General features: G+C 55.4%; 11 protein-coding genes, 2 tRNA genes, 3 rRNA genes and 1 riboswitch. Of the genes, 3 read left to right on the top strand and 13 right to left on the bottom strand.

All coding sequences use genetic code 11. From position 1 onward, the window contains the following. Positions 1 to 12 precede the first annotated feature (12 nt). The 7 genes from aceB to LAC65_RS00845 all read right to left on the bottom strand — a co-directional run bounded on the left by aceB (position 13) and on the right by LAC65_RS00845 (position 8,306). Entirely contained in the window at positions 13 to 1,611 is a 1,599-nt protein-coding gene (gene aceB / locus LAC65_RS00875) for a malate synthase A (protein WP_039381859.1), read from the bottom strand. Between the two features lie 260 nt (positions 1,612 to 1,871). Continuing rightward, on the bottom strand, positions 1,872 to 2,801 hold the full coding sequence (gene metA / locus LAC65_RS00870) for a homoserine O-acetyltransferase MetA (protein ID WP_039381857.1): 930 nt from the start codon (positions 2,799 to 2,801) through the stop codon (positions 1,872 to 1,874). Positions 2,802 to 3,120: 319 nt separating this feature from the next. Continuing rightward, positions 3,121 to 3,236 (bottom strand): 5S ribosomal RNA (gene rrf / locus LAC65_RS00865). A gap of 63 nt (positions 3,237 to 3,299) precedes the next feature. Next, a 23S ribosomal RNA gene (locus LAC65_RS00860) occupies positions 3,300 to 6,205 on the bottom strand. Positions 6,206 to 6,399: 194 nt separating this feature from the next. Next, positions 6,400 to 6,475: transfer RNA gene (locus LAC65_RS00855), tRNA-Ala, on the bottom strand. Positions 6,476 to 6,614: 139 nt separating this feature from the next. After that, a tRNA-Ile gene (locus LAC65_RS00850) sits at positions 6,615 to 6,691 on the bottom strand. 72 nt (positions 6,692 to 6,763) lie between these two features. Then, positions 6,764 to 8,306: ribosomal RNA gene (locus LAC65_RS00845) — 16S ribosomal RNA — on the bottom strand. Together the 16S, 23S and 5S rRNA genes with 2 tRNA genes alongside form the textbook arrangement of a ribosomal RNA operon. Positions 8,307 to 8,933: 627 nt before the next feature. Between LAC65_RS00845 and purH the strand changes: the two genes are divergently transcribed. Further along, positions 8,934 to 10,523 (top strand): bifunctional phosphoribosylaminoimidazolecarboxamide formyltransferase/IMP cyclohydrolase, encoded by a 1,590-nt coding sequence (gene purH / locus LAC65_RS00840; protein WP_039381855.1) that lies wholly within the window; start codon positions 8,934 to 8,936, stop codon positions 10,521 to 10,523. A gap of 17 nt (positions 10,524 to 10,540) precedes the next feature. After that, positions 10,541 to 11,818, top strand: coding sequence for a phosphoribosylamine--glycine ligase (gene purD / locus LAC65_RS00835; RefSeq protein WP_039381853.1), 1,278 nt, complete (start codon positions 10,541 to 10,543; stop codon positions 11,816 to 11,818). Between the two features lie 34 nt (positions 11,819 to 11,852). On the opposite strand, the gene LAC65_RS00830 is transcribed toward purD, so the two are convergent. The 6 genes from LAC65_RS00830 to nudC all read right to left on the bottom strand — a co-directional run bounded on the left by LAC65_RS00830 (position 11,853) and on the right by nudC (position 16,255). Further along, positions 11,853 to 12,521 (bottom strand): DUF1481 domain-containing protein, encoded by a 669-nt coding sequence (locus LAC65_RS00830; RefSeq protein WP_039381851.1) that lies wholly within the window; start codon positions 12,519 to 12,521, stop codon positions 11,853 to 11,855. Positions 12,522 to 12,589: 68 nt separating this feature from the next. Then, on the bottom strand, positions 12,590 to 12,862 hold the full coding sequence (hupA, locus tag LAC65_RS00825) for a nucleoid-associated protein HU-alpha (RefSeq protein WP_006121511.1): 273 nt from the start codon (positions 12,860 to 12,862) through the stop codon (positions 12,590 to 12,592). Positions 12,863 to 13,050: 188 nt separating this feature from the next. Next, on the bottom strand, positions 13,051 to 13,641 hold the full coding sequence (locus LAC65_RS00820) for a YjaG family protein (RefSeq protein ID WP_039381849.1): 591 nt from the start codon (positions 13,639 to 13,641) through the stop codon (positions 13,051 to 13,053). A 62-nt stretch (positions 13,642 to 13,703) separates the two neighbouring features. Next, the gene (nfi, locus tag LAC65_RS00815) at positions 13,704 to 14,372 is read right to left on the bottom strand and encodes a deoxyribonuclease V (RefSeq protein ID WP_039381847.1); all 669 of its coding nucleotides are present in this window, start codon (positions 14,370 to 14,372) and stop codon (positions 13,704 to 13,706) included. Between the two features lie 2 nt (positions 14,373 to 14,374). Next, the gene (hemE, locus tag LAC65_RS00810) at positions 14,375 to 15,442 is read right to left on the bottom strand and encodes a uroporphyrinogen decarboxylase (protein WP_039381845.1); all 1,068 of its coding nucleotides are present in this window, start codon (positions 15,440 to 15,442) and stop codon (positions 14,375 to 14,377) included. A 39-nt stretch (positions 15,443 to 15,481) separates the two neighbouring features. Continuing rightward, positions 15,482 to 16,255, bottom strand: a complete 774-nt coding sequence (nudC, locus tag LAC65_RS00805; protein WP_039381843.1) for an NAD(+) diphosphatase — start codon at positions 16,253 to 16,255, stop codon at positions 15,482 to 15,484. An 86-nt stretch (positions 16,256 to 16,341) separates the two neighbouring features. Here nudC and LAC65_RS00800 point away from each other — a divergent pair, with 86 nt between their 5' ends. Next, positions 16,342 to 16,848 (top strand): Rsd/AlgQ family anti-sigma factor, encoded by a 507-nt coding sequence (locus tag LAC65_RS00800; RefSeq protein ID WP_039381841.1) that lies wholly within the window; start codon positions 16,342 to 16,344, stop codon positions 16,846 to 16,848. Positions 16,849 to 16,926: 78 nt separating this feature from the next. Then, positions 16,927 to 17,027: riboswitch (TPP riboswitch) on the top strand. Positions 17,028 to 17,055: the final 28 nt, after the last annotated feature.

The following is a 17,055-nucleotide window of genomic DNA, read 5'->3' as shown; positions in this document are numbered from 1 at the left end:
TCTCTCCGGGGGTCAGGCCAGCAGGCGGTAGCCTGGCAGCGTCAGAAATGGAACCAGCTCTTTATCCGTGGTGATTTGCGCCATCAGCGCGGCCGCATCTTCAAAACGTCCCTGCTGAAAACGTATATCGCCGTAGCGCTGGCGCAGTGCGGCCAGCTCTTCGTCAAGAAACTGCTCAAACAGGGCAGCAGTGACCAGCTGGCCATCACTCAGGATCTGTTTGTGACGGATCCACTGCCAGATAGAGGCGCGGGCGATTTCAGCCGTTGCCGCATCTTCCATCAGTCCCTCAATCGGCACGCAGCCGTTACCGCTAATCCACGCTTCCAGATACTGCAGCGCAACGCGGATGTTTGCGCGCATGCCCGCTTCGGTACGTAAACCGCGGCAGGGACGCAGCAGCCGCTCAGCCGTTACCGGCGAATCGGTATTACGCGTCACGTGCAGCTGATTGGCGCGATCGCCCAGCTGGCGATCAAACACCTTCATGGCAATATCTGCCAGACCAGGATGCGCAACCCATGTCCCGTCATGGCCGTTACCCGCTTCGCGCGCTTTATCTTCCTCAACTTTCTCTTTTACCCACGCATTGCGCGTCTCTTCCTGCGCCGGGATGAGTGCAGACATGCCGCCCATTGCCAGTACGCCGCGCCGGTGGCAGGTTTTAATCAGCAGCCGGGAGTACGTATCCAGAAATGGCTGATCCATGGTGATCTGCTGTCGATCGGGCAGAATGCGATCGCCGTGCTGCCCCAGCGTTTTGATGTAGCTGAAGATGTAATCCCAGCGGCCGCAGTTAAGCGCTACGGCGTGGTCGCGCAGCTCCCACAGGATTTCATCCATCTGAAACACCGCGGGCAGCGTTTCAATCAGTACCGTGGCTTTGATCGTGCCACGCGGCAGATCAAAACGATCTTCGCTGAAGCGGAAGATCTCACGCCACCACGCTACCTCACTGGCGTGCTCGGTTTTAGGCAGATAAAACCACGGTGCATGCCCTTTTTCCTGCAGCGCCCGCACGTTATGGAATACAAAGAGAGCAAAATCAAACAGGCCAGCCGGAATCGCTTTGTCGCGCCACTCCACATGCTTTTCAGCCAGATGTAATCCGCGCACCCGGCACATCAGCAGTGCAGGATCGGAGCGCAGCTGGTAGATCCGGCCATCATCGCGGGTAAACCGCAGCGTACCGGCGACCGCTTCACGCAGCACCTGCTGCCCTTCAATCAGCTTGCTCCAGCACGGAGCCAGCGAATCCTCGAAATCCGCCATAAAAACCTTAACGTTGGCGTTCAGCGCGTTAATGGTCATTTTGCGATCGGGTGGCCCGGTAATTTCGACCCGGCGATCGCACAGCAGCTCAGGCAGCGGGCGCACCTGCCATTCATTTTCACGAATGGAAGTGGTTTCCGCATTAAAGTCAGGCAGCGCTCCGCGATCGTAGTCCCGCTGGCGCTGCTGCCGCGCTTTAAGCAGTCGATCGCGTTCCGGGGCAAAGCGCACGACCAGCGCCTGCAGAAAATCGATAGCCGCCGGCGTCAGCAGTTGCTGCTCCGCGTCTGAGAAGGGCTGAGTGAAGGTCAGCGTAGAGTGAATAATCGTGTCTGTCATGCTGGCTCTCTCCTGAAGCGATCCTGGTTTACTGCCGGGATCAGAATACTGGATGTTTTGTAACCGACAGGATCAGAGCATATGCATTTTAATTTTTATTTCAAAAACTATTTCCATTTTATGAAAAGATAAGCATTAACTATCTGTATATACTGTTATTTAAAGTATCAAAATAAAGGCAATGGTTTCTGCTTTGGAAAAGACATAAAAAAACCGCGATGGCCTGAGGGCGATCGCGGTGGAGAGAAGCTAAAAAGAGATCAGTCGAGAGTCGGATTCATATGGCGCAGATCAAACGGCGTGATCTGGTAAACATAGTAGTTCAGCCAGTTAGAGAACAGCAGGTTGCCGTGGCTGCGCCAGGTCGCACGTGGCGGCAGGGCCGGATTGTTCTGCGGGAAATAGTTAAACGGCACTTCCGGCTGCAGACCCGCATCATTATCCCGGTGAAATTCACCTGCAAGGGTCAGCGCGTCATATTCCGGGTGCCCGGTTACAAAGGCCAGCCGCTTGTCCCGGCTCGCCATCAGATAGGCGCCGGTTGCCTCAGATTCAGCAAACAGTTCGAGATCGGTGTAGTCGCGTATAAGCTGGCTGGGAAAATCTGCATAGCGCGAATGCGGCGCCAGAAAATTGTCATCAAAGCCGCGCGTCAGCAAAGCGTGCGGATGCAGGATCTGATGTTCATAGACGCCTGACAGTTTGTTTTGCCGCGTCTGCTTGGGAATACCATACAGAATGTTCAGCGCAGCCTGTACCGCCCAGCAGACAAACAGCGTAGAGGTGACATGCTCGTTTGCCCAGTGCAGCACGCGCTGGATCTGCGGCCAGTAGGCGACGTCGTTAAAGTCAACCAGACCCAGCGGCGCACCTGTCACAATCAGGCCATCGAAGTTATCGTGCTGTATCTCTTCGAAATTGCAGTAAAAGTTATTCAGATGTTCGCTGGGGGTATTGCGCGATTCGCGGCTGTCTATCCGCAATAGCTGCACATCAATTTGCAGCGGTGAGTTAGAGAGCAGACGTAAAAACTGATTTTCAGTCTCGATCTTTTTTGGCATCAGGTTAAGGATCAGTACTTTTAACGGGCGGATCTCCTGAACACGGGCGCGCGATGAGGTCATCACAAACACATTTTCATCACGTAAGAAATTCACTGCCGGTAATTCGTCGGGCACCCTGATTGGCATAACCTGCTCACCTCTTGCTGATAACCATATAAACGTTTAGACATCCAGATGCCCGAGATTAGCCTGGCATACGCGGAATGTCGAGACTTCATGCTATTTATGAAAATGTTTCAGCTTAATGTGGCATAACCGACAGCGACAGAGAAGAAAGGAAATTGCGCCGGCACTAAAAGCGAGACGGTAAGATCTTTTTTGAGGTAAAAAAAGTACCCATAGCATGCTGATGCTTCAGCAATACCCGTGAGCGAACATAAAAGTTATTTTCTGCAGACGTAAAAAAGCCCTGAACGCGTGTTCAGGGCTCTCTTACTTGATGGATGCCTGGCAGTTCCCTACTCTCGCATGGGGAGGCCCCACACTACCATCGGCGCTACGGCGTTTCACTTCTGAGTTCGGCATGGGGTCAGGTGGGACCGCCGCGCTGTGGCCGCCAGGCAAATTCTGTTATCCGGCAAAACAAGCTGAAAATCGGGTCTCTCAAAACGCCTCTGGCGTTGTAAGGTTAAGCCTCACGGGTCATTAGTACCGGTTAGCTCAACGCATCGCTGCGCTTACACACCCGGCCTATCAACGTCGTCGTCTTCAACGTCCCTTCAGGGCTCTCAGGGAGCCAGGGAGAACTCATCTCGGGGCAAGTTTCGTGCTTAGATGCTTTCAGCACTTATCTTTTCCGCACTTAGCTACCGGGCAGTGCCACTGGCGTGACAACCCGAACACCAGCGGTGCGTTCACTCCGGTCCTCTCGTACTAGGAGCAACCCCCCTCAATTCTCCAGCGCCCACGGCAGATAGGGACCGAACTGTCTCACGACGTTCTAAACCCAGCTCGCGTACCACTTTAAACGGCGAACAGCCGTACCCTTGGGACCTACTTCAGCCCCAGGATGTGATGAGCCGACATCGAGGTGCCAAACACCGCCGTCGATATGAACTCTTGGGCGGTATCAGCCTGTTATCCCCGGAGTACCTTTTATCCGTTGAGCGATGGCCCTTCCATTCAGAACCACCGGATCACTATGACCTGCTTTCGCACCTGCTCGAGCCGTCACTCTCGCAGTCAAGCTGGCTTATGCCATTGCACTAACCTCCTGATGTCCGACCAGGATTAGCCAACCTTCGTGCTCCTCCGTTACGCTTTGGGAGGAGACCGCCCCAGTCAAACTACCCACCAGACACTGTCCGCAGCCCGGATAACGGGCCCACGTTAGAACATCAAACGTTAAAGGGTGGTATTTCAAGGATGGCTCCACGCGGACTGGCGTCCGCGCTTCAAAGCCTCCCACCTATCCTACACATCAAGGCTCAATGTTCAGTGTCAAGCTGTAGTAAAGGTTCACGGGGTCTTTCCGTCTTGCCGCGGGTACACTGCATCTTCACAGCGATTTCAATTTCACTGAGTCTCGGGTGGAGACAGCCTGGCCATCATTACGCCATTCGTGCAGGTCGGAACTTACCCGACAAGGAATTTCGCTACCTTAGGACCGTTATAGTTACGGCCGCCGTTTACCGGGGCTTCGATCAAGAGCTTCTCCTTGCGGATAACCCCATCAATTAACCTTCCGGCACCGGGCAGGCGTCACACCGTATACGTCCACTTTCGTGTTTGCACAGTGCTGTGTTTTTAATAAACAGTTGCAGCCAGCTGGTATCTTCGACTGGCCTCGGCTCGGGGAGCAAGTCCCTCCACCTACGCGCCAGCGTGCCTTCTCCCGAAGTTACGGCACCATTTTGCCTAGTTCCTTCACCCGAGTTCTCTCAAGCGCCTTGGTATTCTCTACCTGACCACCTGTGTCGGTTTGGGGTACGATTTCGTGTTGCCTGGAGCTTAGAGGCTTTTCCTGGAAGCAGGGCATCAGTTACTTCGGCTCCGTAGAGCCTCGTCGTCACGCCTCAGTGTTAAAGAAGACCGGATTTGCCTGGTCTTCACACCTGCACGCTTAAACCGGGACAACCGTCGCCCGGATAACCTAGCCTTCTCCGTCCCCCCTTCGCAGCAACACCAAGTGCAGGAATATTAACCTGCTTCCCATCGACTACGCCTTTCGGCCTCGCCTTAGGGGTCGACTCACCCTGCCCCGATTAACGTTGGACAGGAACCCTTGGTCTTCCGGCGAGCGGGCTTTTCACCCGCTTTATCGTTACTTATGTCAGCATTCGCACTTCTGATACCTCCAGCAGCCCTCACAGGCCACCTTCTGCGGCTTACAGAACGCTCCCCTACCCAGCGACGCAAGCGTCGCTGCCGCAGCTTCGGTGCATGGTTTAGCCCCGTTACATCTTCCGCGCAGGCCGACTCGACCAGTGAGCTATTACGCTTTCTTTAAATGATGGCTGCTTCTAAGCCAACATCCTGGCTGTCTGTGCCTTCCCACATCGTTTCCCACTTAACCATGACTTTGGGACCTTAGCTGGCGGTCTGGGTTGTTTCCCTCTTCACGACGGACGTTAGCACCCGCCGTGTGTCTCCCGTGATAACATTCTCCGGTATTCGCAGTTTGCATCGGGTTGGTAAGCCGGGATGGCCCCCTAGCCGAAACAGTGCTCTACCCCCGGAGATGAGTTCACGAGGCGCTACCTAAATAGCTTTCGGGGAGAACCAGCTATCTCCCGGTTTGATTGGCCTTTCACCCCCAGCCACAGGTCATCCGCTAATTTTTCAACATTAGTCGGTTCGGTCCTCCAGTTAGTGTTACCCAACCTTCAACCTGCCCATGGCTAGATCACCGGGTTTCGGGTCTATACCCTGCAACTTAGCGCCCGGTTAAGACTCGGTTTCCCTACGGCTCCCCTATGCGGTTAACCTTGCTACAGAATATAAGTCGCTGACCCATTATACAAAAGGTACGCAGTCACCCCCATAAAGAAGGCTCCCACTGCTTGTACGTACACGGTTTCAGGTTCTGTTTCACTCCCCTCGCCGGGGTTCTTTTCGCCTTTCCCTCACGGTACTGGTTCACTATCGGTCAGTCAGGAGTATTTAGCCTTGGAGGATGGTCCCCCCATATTCAGACAGGATACCACGTGTCCCGCCCTACTCTTCGAGCTCACAGCCTGTGCGTTTTCGTGTACGGGGCTGTCACCCGGTATCGCGCGCCTTTCCAGACGCTTCCACTAACGCACAAGCTGATTCAGGCTCTGGGCTGCTCCCCGTTCGCTCGCCGCTACTGGGGGAATCTCGGTTGATTTCTTTTCCTCGGGGTACTTAGATGTTTCAGTTCCCCCGGTTCGCCTCGCAGCACTATGTATTCATGCTGCGATGATGCACTGGGTGCACCGGGTTTCCCCATTCGGACATCGCCGGCTGTAGCGGTTCATATCACCTTGCCGGCGCTTTTCGCAGATTAGCACGTCCTTCATCGCCTCTGACTGCCAGGGCATCCACCGTGTACGCTTGGTCGCTTAACCTCACAACCCACAGGCGTTTTGAACGCTCGTGAATCGCGATAATTTTGAGACCCGGCCGCATCGCGCATCGTTCTTATTACGGAGAACGAATACGACGCGGTCGTTTCAAATTTTCAGCTTGTTCCGGATTGTTAAAGAGCAAAACTTCGCAATGCGCCCTGAGGTGCATTCTGAAGTATTTTTCAGGACTGTAATGGTGGAGCTAAGCGGGATCGAACCGCTGACCTCCTGCGTGCAAGGCAGGCGCTCTCCCAGCTGAGCTATAGCCCCATACAGTCACTGCAGAGACCATCTACTACCACTCAACTTCTCTCCAGGGAGAAACGTTGATTTGGCTCAGGCAAGGCATGTTTCCGCGAAGCATAGTGAACTATGCGAGCCGGAGACATAACGCAGCATGAGACAAATCTGGTAGGCCTGAGTGGACTTGAACCACCGACCTCACCCTTATCAGGGGTGCGCTCTAACCACCTGAGCTACAAGCCTGTAGAGGTTTTTCTGCTCGTTACTTTCTATCAGACAATCTGTGTGAGCACTTCGCGGGAAGGTATCTTCAGGTAAGGAGGTGATCCAACCGCAGGTTCCCCTACGGTTACCTTGTTACGACTTCACCCCAGTCATGAATCACAAAGTGGTAAGCGCCCTCCCGAAGGTTAAGCTACCTACTTCTTTTGCAACCCACTCCCATGGTGTGACGGGCGGTGTGTACAAGGCCCGGGAACGTATTCACCGTAGCATTCTGATCTACGATTACTAGCGATTCCGACTTCACGGAGTCGAGTTGCAGACTCCGATCCGGACTACGACGCACTTTATGAGGTCCGCTTGCTCTCGCGAGGTCGCTTCTCTTTGTATGCGCCATTGTAGCACGTGTGTAGCCCTGGCCGTAAGGGCCATGATGACTTGACGTCATCCCCACCTTCCTCCGGTTTATCACCGGCAGTCTCCTTTGAGTTCCCGGCACGACCCGCTGGCAACAAAGGATAAGGGTTGCGCTCGTTGCGGGACTTAACCCAACATTTCACAACACGAGCTGACGACAGCCATGCAGCACCTGTCTCAGAGTTCCCGAAGGCACCGAAGCATCTCTGCTAAGTTCTCTGGATGTCAAGGCCAGGTAAGGTTCTTCGCGTTGCATCGAATTAAACCACATGCTCCACCGCTTGTGCGGGCCCCCGTCAATTCATTTGAGTTTTAACCTTGCGGCCGTACTCCCCAGGCGGTCGACTTAACGCGTTAGCTCCGGAAGCCACTCCTCAGGGGAACAGCCTCCAAGTCGACATCGTTTACGGCGTGGACTACCAGGGTATCTAATCCTGTTTGCTCCCCACGCTTTCGCACCTGAGCGTCAGTCTTCGTCCAGGGGGCCGCCTTCGCCACCGGTATTCCTCCAGATCTCTACGCATTTCACCGCTACACCTGGAATTCTACCCCCCTCTACGAGACTCAAGCCTGCCAGTTTCAAATGCAGTTCCCAGGTTAAGCCCGGGGATTTCACATCTGACTTAACAGACCGCCTGCGTGCGCTTTACGCCCAGTAATTCCGATTAACGCTTGCACCCTCCGTATTACCGCGGCTGCTGGCACGGAGTTAGCCGGTGCTTCTTCTGCGGGTAACGTCAATCGGCGAGGTTATTAACCTCACCGCCTTCCTCCCCGCTGAAAGTACTTTACAACCCGAAGGCCTTCTTCATACACGCGGCATGGCTGCATCAGGCTTGCGCCCATTGTGCAATATTCCCCACTGCTGCCTCCCGTAGGAGTCTGGACCGTGTCTCAGTTCCAGTGTGGCTGGTCATCCTCTCAGACCAGCTAGGGATCGTCGCCTAGGTGAGCCGTTACCCCACCTACTAGCTAATCCCATCTGGGCACATCCGGTGGCGTGAGGTCCGAAGATCCCCCACTTTGGTCCGAAGACGTTATGCGGTATTAGCTACCGTTTCCAGTAGTTATCCCCCTCCACCGGGCAGTTTCCCAGACATTACTCACCCGTCCGCCACTCGTCACCCGGAGAGCAAGCTCCCCTGTGCTACCGTCCGACTTGCATGTGTTAGGCCTGCCGCCAGCGTTCAATCTGAGCCATGATCAAACTCTTCAATTTAAAGTTTGATTTGCTTAAACAAGTTAAGCGGTGCTCTGTGAATTAAACTTCGTAATGAATTACGTGTTCACTCAGCAAAGACTTGATATTTTTTAAAGCCCGTAGGCTTGTGATATCAATCCTGCGAGTGCCCACACAGATTGTCTGATAAATTGTTAAAGAGCGGTGCAGCCAGCGCCTTAAGCGTCTGCTGCGAGGTGGCGTATATTACGCTTTCCTCCTCCGGAGTCAACCACTTTTTTCAGCGTTTTCTCCGGCGGAAGTTCTTACCGAATCTTCCTGTCGACGCCGTTTCCGTAAGCCGGTGTGCCGTGTCGATGGAGGCGCATTATAGGGAGTTCTTCCGGGCTGACAAGCGTTAAATTCACGAAAAATGACTGTTCGCTGCATTCCCCAGCAAAAGGGGGCTTTATACCCTGTTACACACAAAGTTATCCACAAAACAGCAGCCAGACAAATTTAAGCGAGCATCGCGCAAACGTTTTCGCTACAATGCCCGGCGACGACAGGGATGCCCCTTTTGGGGCGTTACATGAGGCAAACGCGCTATCTTCTCTGATAAGGTGCGCTTTCGGCCTGATGTAACGCTCTTATTTACGCGAAACAAAGCCAAGGGATAAAACCACCATGCAACAACGTCGTCCTGTACGCCGCGCTCTGCTCAGTGTCTCTGATAAAGCCGGTATCCTCGAATTTGCTCATGCTCTCTCACAACGGGGCGTCGAGCTGCTCTCCACAGGTGGCACTGCACGTTTGCTGGCAGATGCAGGCCTGCCCGTCATCGAAGTGTCTGACTACACCGGTTTCCCGGAAATGATGGATGGACGCGTTAAAACTCTGCATCCTAAAGTACATGGCGGCATCCTTGGTCGTCGCGGTACCGATGACGCGATTATGGCAGAGCACGCTATCAACCCGATTGATATGGTGGTGGTGAACCTCTATCCCTTTGCGCAGACCGTAGCAAAGCCTGGCTGCTCGCTGGAAGATGCAGTCGAAAATATCGATATCGGCGGGCCAACTATGGTGCGCTCAGCGGCAAAGAATCATAAAGACGTCGCCATAGTGGTTAAGAGCAGCGACTACACCAGCATCATTGCAGAGATGGATGCCAGTGAGAATGCGCTGACGCTGGAGACGCGCTTCAATCTGGCGATCAAAGCGTTCGAACATACCGCTGCCTATGACAGCATGATCGCAAACTACTTCGGCACGCTGGTGCCTGCCTATCATGGCGAAACGCAGGCGCCCGCCGGTCGCTTCCCGCGCACGCTTAACCTCAACTTCATTAAGAAGCAGGATATGCGCTATGGCGAGAACAGCCATCAGGATGCCGCCTTCTATATAGAAGAAGAGATCGCGGAAGCGTCGGTAGCCACGTCACAGCAGCTGCAGGGTAAAGCGCTCTCCTATAACAATATTGCAGATACCGATGCCGCACTGGAGTGCGTAAAAGCGTTTGATGAACCTGCCTGTGTCATCGTCAAACACGCTAACCCATGTGGCGTAGCGGCGGGGGCATCTATCCTTGATGCTTACGAACGCGCTTATCAGACTGACCCGACCTCTGCTTTTGGCGGCATTATCGCGTTTAACCGCGAGCTGGATGAGGCGACTGCACAGGCAATTATCAGCCGTCAGTTTGTTGAAGTGATTATTGCCCCTTCTGCCAGTGACGCAGCGCTGCAGGTGACGGCAGCAAAACAGAACGTGCGCGTGCTGATCTGCGGTCAATGGCAGCAGCCGGTTGCCAGCCTGGACTTCAAACGGGTCAATGGCGGTCTGCTGGTACAGGATCGCGACCTCGGGATGATCACCGCCGACCAGCTTCGCGTGGTCACGCAGCGTCAGCCAACTGAGCAGGAGCTGCGTGATGCGCTGTTCTGCTGGAAAGTCGCCAAGTTTGTTAAATCCAATGCCATTGTTTACGCCCGCGACAACATGACCATCGGTATAGGCGCCGGTCAGATGAGCCGCGTTTATTCGGCCAAAATTGCCGGTATTAAGGCGAGCGATGAGGGGCTGGAGGTCACAGGCTCAGCAATGGCGTCTGACGCTTTCTTCCCGTTCCGTGATGGTATCGATGCTGCTGCCGCTGCCGGCGTCAGCTGTGTCATCCAGCCCGGTGGTTCTATCCGCGATGAAGAGGTGATTGCTGCTGCAGATGAACACGGCATTGCGATGATCTTTACCGATATGCGCCATTTCCGCCATTAACAGCTGGAGCAGCAATAATGAAAATTTTAGTAATTGGTAATGGCGGACGCGAGCACGCGCTGGCGTGGAAAGCGTCACAGTCACCGCTGGCTGAAACCGTGTTTGTTGCACCGGGTAACGCAGGCACCGCGCTGGAGCCGGCCCTGCAGAATGTGGCCATCAGCGCTACCGATATCCCTGCCCTGCTCGCGTTTGCGCAGCAGGAGCAGATCGACCTGACGATTGTTGGTCCGGAAGCACCGCTGGTAATTGGCGTGGTCGATGCCTTCCGCGCTGCCGGGCTGAAGATCTTTGGTCCGACGCAGGCGGCCGCACAGCTGGAAGGCTCTAAAGCGTTCACCAAGGATTTTCTGGCACGTCAGCAGATCCCGACCGCTGAGTATCAGAACTTTACCGAGACAGAGCCAGCGCTGGCTTACCTGCGCCAGAAAGGCGCCCCCATTGTTATCAAAGCCGATGGCCTGGCTGCAGGTAAAGGCGTAATTGTCGCGATGACGCTGGCCGAAGCGGAAGCGGCAGTTCAGGATATGCTGGCGGGTAATGCGTTTGGCGATGCCGGCCATCGTATCGTGATTGAAGAGTTTCTTGACGGCGAAGAAGCCAGCTTTATTGTCATGGTGGATGGCGACCACGTGCTGCCGATGGCTACCAGCCAGGATCATAAACGCGCTGGCGATGGCGACACCGGACCCAACACTGGCGGCATGGGAGCCTATTCACCGGCTCCGGTGGTGACTGATGAGATCCACCAGCGCGTGATGGATCAGATCATCTGGCCAACCGTGAACGGTATGAAAGCGGAAGGCAATACCTATACCGGTTTCCTGTATGCCGGACTGATGATCGACAAAGCGGGTCAGCCAAAGGTCATTGAATTTAACTGCCGCTTTGGCGATCCGGAGACCCAGCCCATTATGCTGCGGCTGAACTCCGATCTGGTGGCTCTCTGCCTGGCAGCGGTCGATGGCGCCCTGGATACGCAGAGCTCAGAGTGGGATCCGCGCCCTGCACTGGGTGTCGTGCTGGCTGCAGGCGGCTATCCGGGCAGCTATCGTACCGGCGATCAGATCCACGGTCTGCCGCTTGAAGCCGTGCCGGAAGGTAAAGTGTTCCATGCCGGCACCACGCTGCAGGACGATCGGGTTGTCACCAGCGGCGGACGCGTGCTGTGCGTGACCGCACTGGGTGAAGATGTCGCCGCCGCGCAACGCAACGCCTACGCGCTGGCAGAGACTATCTCCTGGGACGGCTGCTTCTGCCGTCGCGACATCGGCTATCGCGCCATCAATCGCTGATATCGACGGGGCACCCTGCTGTGCCCCGTCTTCTTTAGCCGCTCAGATCGCTCTCTGTCGGCTGCCAGCTGCACTCATCCTCTGCGGTAACGCGCAATATCTGGATCCCCTCCGGCGCTTCGAGCCATGACACCATCAGCGGCTGAGACCCCTGCTGCTGCTGCGTCAGGCGCCTCAGCGTTTCACTGTCGAACGCGACATTTTGCAGGTTACCCGCACAGTCGCGTACCCGATTGCCGCCCAGCCAGTGTCCCTGCTGCAGTAATACCCGGCCGCTCAGCAGCGCATTGCTCTGGGCCAGCATACGCTGTGCGTCAAAGCGATAGAGCGCGACGGCATCATCACTCAGCGCTTCACGCCGTCCTGCCAGCTGCCGCTGCATAAAATTCAGGTTGCCCTGGTGATCAAAACGCAGCGTGACGTCATCGGGCTGCTCGCCGGTAAGATGGCGTTCCACGCTCAGCAGCGTCTCGTGTTGCCAGATATAGTCTGTTGTTTCGCGCACGGGCGTGCTGAAAGGGTTATAAACGGTACGCAGGTGGATCAGATCGTGGTCGCTGTTTTTACGCCAGATACGAACCGCGCCGCGATCGGCCAGGTAGCCGCTGGCGGTAAATGCCGGGAGATCAGGCGTGGCGCTGCAGCCGGAAAGCAGGACAGCACAGAGCAGGATACGGATGCGCCGGAAAAGCGTATTCGACATAGCAGGCTCCGGTAACAAAAAGGGGCGAAATCGCCCCTCTTCTAAAGCTAAACCGCAAGGCGGAAAACTTACTTAACTGCGTCTTTCAGTGCTTTACCAGAAACGAAAGCTGGTACGTTTGCTGCAGCGATTTTGATCTCTTTGCCAGTCTGTGGGTTACGACCGGTACGCTCAGCGCGGTGGTTCACTTTAAAAGTACCAAAACCAACCAGTTGTACAGCATCACCTTCTTTCAGAGACTCAGTGATCGCAGCTAGGGTAGATTCCAGCGCAGCTTTAGCCTGGGTTTTAGACAGGTCCGCTTTTTCTGCGATCACATCAATCAGTTGAGTCTTGTTCATAAGTTATCCTTAAAGTGTATTTATCGCTTGCTAAGCAACGAGTGCGAGGGAAAAGCCATATTCTGGCACTCTTCAGCCTGCACGCACCGATAGCCACAATTTTCAGCCCCCCAAATGTAGACCAGACAGGGGGCTAATGTGAAGCCTCCAGGCGCGCTAATTCAGGCCTGGAGTCACGTTTTATCGCCTTACTGCTGAAAATTTATACCGATGTTACTGATTCCGGCTTCGCGCAGGTCAGAACGCAGTCCTTTGATCAGCTCAAGGTCGCGCTCTTCGCACTCAGCGAGCAGGCGAAAAATCTCCCACTGCATATCCCATTCATCAATCACCGCCTGGTTTTCACGCAGCTCTTCGTCGCTCATTTCGCGTCCTGCCTGCGTCATTTCCAGAATAGCCACGGTGGTGATAGATGTACGACTCACCTCAATCGCGTGCTCCAGCGTTTCACCGCTCAGCATCGCGTGCAGCACTTCGCTCAGTGCTACGCAGGCATCGATGGCCGGATGAACACCGTAAACATCGAAATCATCGCCAGCCGGGATCGCCTCTTCCAGTTTCTCCAGCTGACTGTCGAAATTGATTTTGGCATCTTTCACCGTCAGGCTTTCCCATACCAGATCAAGAATACGGCGATAGAGCTGAGGATCGGCAAATCCGGTCTGTTCGCAGAAGGCCCAGTAATTAGGGAACATCCGCTCGCATAAACAGGCCATGAAGGTCATATGCTGCCAGCTTTCCAGCTTCGCCAGACGCAAATGCACGGGGTTCTGTAACATCAAACTTACTCTCAATAGATTAGCTGGCGGCAGTGTACCGCAAAAGGCGCAGACAAACAGCGTCAGCGCGCATTTTGCCACTTCACAAATGCAGGCCGCCCTGAGGCGACCGCATCTGCCCAGCGCGTAGGCTCCGGCAAACGGTAGCCGCCCATGCAGGCTTCAACCCAGTGCAGCGCGCTGTCCAGGCTGACACGGTGTCCGGTAGAGATAAACAGCGGGTTACAGCGCGCTTTGCTGCGCCACACCCAGGCAAGCTGCTCACCTTTATCCATCAGCGGCTGCCGGCTACCGGGTGCGGCGTCCAGATCGGCAAAGCGTCCACACAGCCGCTTTTTGGCTACGCCGATAGTGGGAATATCCACCATTGAGCCAAAATGTGCCGCCACGCCGAGGCGCCGGGGATGCGAGATGCCGTGCCCGTCCACAAACAGCAGGTCGGGCTGTTGCGTCAGCTGCTGCCAGGCCGCCTGCAGCGCAGGCATCTCCCGAAACGAGAGAAAGCCCGGAATATAGGGCATGGTGGTAGGAATGCGCGCAATGCGATGCTCCACCAGCGTAAGTGAGGGATATTCCAGAATGACGATCGCGGCGCGCGTCACCTCGCCTCCCTGCTCAAATCCGACATCAGCGCCGCCGATAAAGCGCGGCGGCAGAACGTCGAAATCGTCCTGCCGCACAACGTTAGCAGCCAGCGCCAGCTGTTCCTGACGTAATGCGGCTAAATCCATGCTTATTCCTGATGATATTGTCGCGAAAGACGATGCACCGCTTCAACGAACACACCTGCATGTTCCGGCGGCACATCCTGATGGATACCGTGCCCGAGGTTAAATACGTGTCCTTCACCCTGGCCAAATCCGGCAAGAATGCTGGCCACCTCCTCTTCAATACGGGCAGGCGGCGCATAAAGCATAGACGGGTCCATGTTACCCTGCAGCGCAACCTGATGACCCACGCGGCGACGCGCTTCGGCCATATCCATGGTCCAGTCAAGCCCCAGCGCATCACAGCCGGTGGCAGCCATCGCCTCCAGCCACTGTCCGCCGCCTTTGGTAAAGAGCGTGACCGGGACGCGACGGCCTTCGTTCTCACGCACCAGACCGTCCACAATTTTATGCATGTAATTCAGCGAAAAATCGCGGTAGTCGCGTCCGGTCAGCACGCCACCCCAGGTATCGAAGATCATGACCGACTGCGCACCCGCTTTGATCTGCGCATTAAGGTAGAGGATCACGCTGTCTGCCAGCTTATCCAGCAGCGTGTGCAGCGTGTGCGGTTCGGCATACATCATCTTTTTGATTTTGGTAAATGCCTTGCTGCTGCCGCCCTCAACCATATAGGTGGCCAGCGTCCACGGGCTGCCGGAAAAGCCAATCAGCGGGACGGCCCCCCTGAGATTGCGGCGGATGGTCCGTACCGCATTCATCACATAACCCAGCTCCTGCTCCGGATCGGGCACCGGCAGGTTATCAACATCGGCACGACAGGTAATCGGACGGGAGAAGCGCGGACCTTCGCCGGTTTCAAAATAGAGTCCCAGCCCCATTGCATCCGGGATGGTTAAAATATCGCTGAAGAGGATCGCTGCATCCAGCGGATAGCGGCGCAGCGGCTGCAGCGTCACTTCACACGCCAGCTCAGCATTTTTACACAGCGACATAAAATCACCGGCTTCAGCGCGCGTGGCTTTGTATTCCGGTAAATAGCGTCCGGCCTGACGCATCATCCAGACCGGGGTAACATCTACAGGCTGGCGCAGCAGGGCGCGCAGATAACGGTCGTTCTTCAGTTCACTCATAATGGGCTCTCTCATGCTAAGGGCGTCAGTGTAGCATTTTCATGCCACGCTGGCGCGACACAGCGCCACGGTGTCCTCAATCAGGCGCCGGGCCACGGTGCCTGGCGGCGGCAGCTGGGGCAGCGCATCAAAGCGATACCAGCCCGCATCCAGCAGCTCTTTTCCATCGTGCTGCAGCTCGCCATCCTCATACTCAGCCATAAATGCCGTCATCAGCGAATGGGGAAATGGCCACGGCTGCGAGGTCACGTAGCGCACGTTTTTTACCCGTACGTTACTCTCCTCCATGACCTCACGCGCCACTGCCTGCTCCAGCGTTTCGCCTACTTCAACGAAGCCGGCCAGCACCGTATAGATGCTGTTGCGATGGCGGGCGTGATTGGCCAGCAGGATCTCGTCGCCGCGGCGAATCGCCACAATGATGCAGGGCGCAATCTGCGGATAGTAACGTTCGCGGCAGTGGGTACAGAGGCAGGCAAACTCACGCGGGCTGATGCGCATTTCATGGCCGCAGTAGCCGCACCAGCGGTGGGAACGGTAAAATTCAGCCAGCTGCACCCCCCGGCCGGCGAGCTGAAACAGTCCGGTATCCTGATCGATAACCTGCCGGACCGAGCCCATATTTTCCGGACGCGACGCCTGGATCAGCCAGACGTTTTCGCCCAGCCACTCACCGATAAGTATGCCGTGCTGGCCTGCAAGACCAAAATCTGCCGCTAAGCCGTGCGGCAGCTCACCCTGCGGCAACCAAAGTTTCTGTTCAGAGCTGACAATCCACCAGCCAGCGTCTACGCTTGAGATCTCACGTTGCATCTTATTCGTTGTCCTTAGCGTCGCACGGCACGCTGAAAGTCTGATGTTAAGTGTAATGAACAACTATAACTCACCGGGAGCCTCATATGCTTACCCAGTTAGATAATCTGACCAGGCGTGTCGGTGGCGGTAATGAATTAGTCGACACGTGGTTACGTGCGCGTCGAAATCTGCTTGTCACTTACTATGAATTGATTGGCATCAAGCCGAATAAAGAAGCGCTGGCGGCACTGAACGAGCAGGCACTGGATGATTTCTGCCATACGCTGGTGGACTATCTCTCAACCGGCCACTTCAGTATGTATGAGCGCATTATCAAAGATCTGCAGGGCGACAGTCCGCTGGTTGCTGCTGCGCATCTCTATCCGGCGCTTGAAAGCAATACCGATCGCATCATGCAGCTCTATGACAGCCATCTGCAGCAGGCGATCACGGATGAAAACTGCGTTGAATTCCAGCAGGCGCTTTCTGAAGTAGGCGAAACGCTGGCGTCGCGCTTCTCGCTAGAAGATAAACTGATTCAGATGGCGTGGGATAACCAGCTGGTTTCTCCGCCGGTAGCAAACGACAGCGTTATCGCGCGTCCGGCCTGATCCTGCTGCAGTTGTAAAATCCTTGTTATTCCGTAAAAGCCCACTTATGCTGACCGGGCTTTTATTGTTTTAAACAGAAACACCTTGTCGGAGTGCCCCCCGGGGCTGAGACCGTTAATTCGGGATCCGCGGAACCTGATCAGGTTAGTACCTGCGAAGGGAACAAGAGTAGCTATTATCAGCGCGCGATTGGATTTTACCTGTCTG

The organism is Pantoea eucrina, assembly GCF_020079945.1.
In the GTDB taxonomy this organism is placed as follows: Bacteria; Pseudomonadota; Gammaproteobacteria; order Enterobacterales; family Enterobacteriaceae; genus Pantoea; species Pantoea eucrina.
The sequence above is the reverse complement of the archived record's forward strand: the minus strand, read 5'-3'. Positions and strand labels throughout refer to the sequence as shown.

What these genes read in the sequence shown, in the direction of transcription:
- aceB (WP_039381859.1), bottom strand. Translation starts at nt 1,611, where the DNA reads ATGACAGACACGATTATTCACTCTACGCTGACCTTCACTCAGCCCTTC.
- metA (WP_039381857.1), bottom strand. Translation starts at nt 2,801, where the DNA reads ATGCCAATCAGGGTGCCCGACGAATTACCGGCAGTGAATTTCTTACGT.
- purH (WP_039381855.1), top strand. Translation starts at nt 8,934, where the DNA reads ATGCAACAACGTCGTCCTGTACGCCGCGCTCTGCTCAGTGTCTCTGAT.
- purD (WP_039381853.1), top strand. Translation starts at nt 10,541, where the DNA reads ATGAAAATTTTAGTAATTGGTAATGGCGGACGCGAGCACGCGCTGGCG.
- LAC65_RS00830 (WP_039381851.1), bottom strand. Translation starts at nt 12,521, where the DNA reads ATGTCGAATACGCTTTTCCGGCGCATCCGTATCCTGCTCTGTGCTGTC.
- hupA (WP_006121511.1), bottom strand. Translation starts at nt 12,862, where the DNA reads ATGAACAAGACTCAACTGATTGATGTGATCGCAGAAAAAGCGGACCTG.
- LAC65_RS00820 (WP_039381849.1), bottom strand. Translation starts at nt 13,641, where the DNA reads ATGTTACAGAACCCCGTGCATTTGCGTCTGGCGAAGCTGGAAAGCTGG.
- nfi (WP_039381847.1), bottom strand. Translation starts at nt 14,372, where the DNA reads ATGGATTTAGCCGCATTACGTCAGGAACAGCTGGCGCTGGCTGCTAAC.
- hemE (WP_039381845.1), bottom strand. Translation starts at nt 15,442, where the DNA reads ATGAGTGAACTGAAGAACGACCGTTATCTGCGCGCCCTGCTGCGCCAG.
- nudC (WP_039381843.1), bottom strand. Translation starts at nt 16,255, where the DNA reads ATGCAACGTGAGATCTCAAGCGTAGACGCTGGCTGGTGGATTGTCAGC.
- LAC65_RS00800 (WP_039381841.1), top strand. Translation starts at nt 16,342, where the DNA reads ATGCTTACCCAGTTAGATAATCTGACCAGGCGTGTCGGTGGCGGTAAT.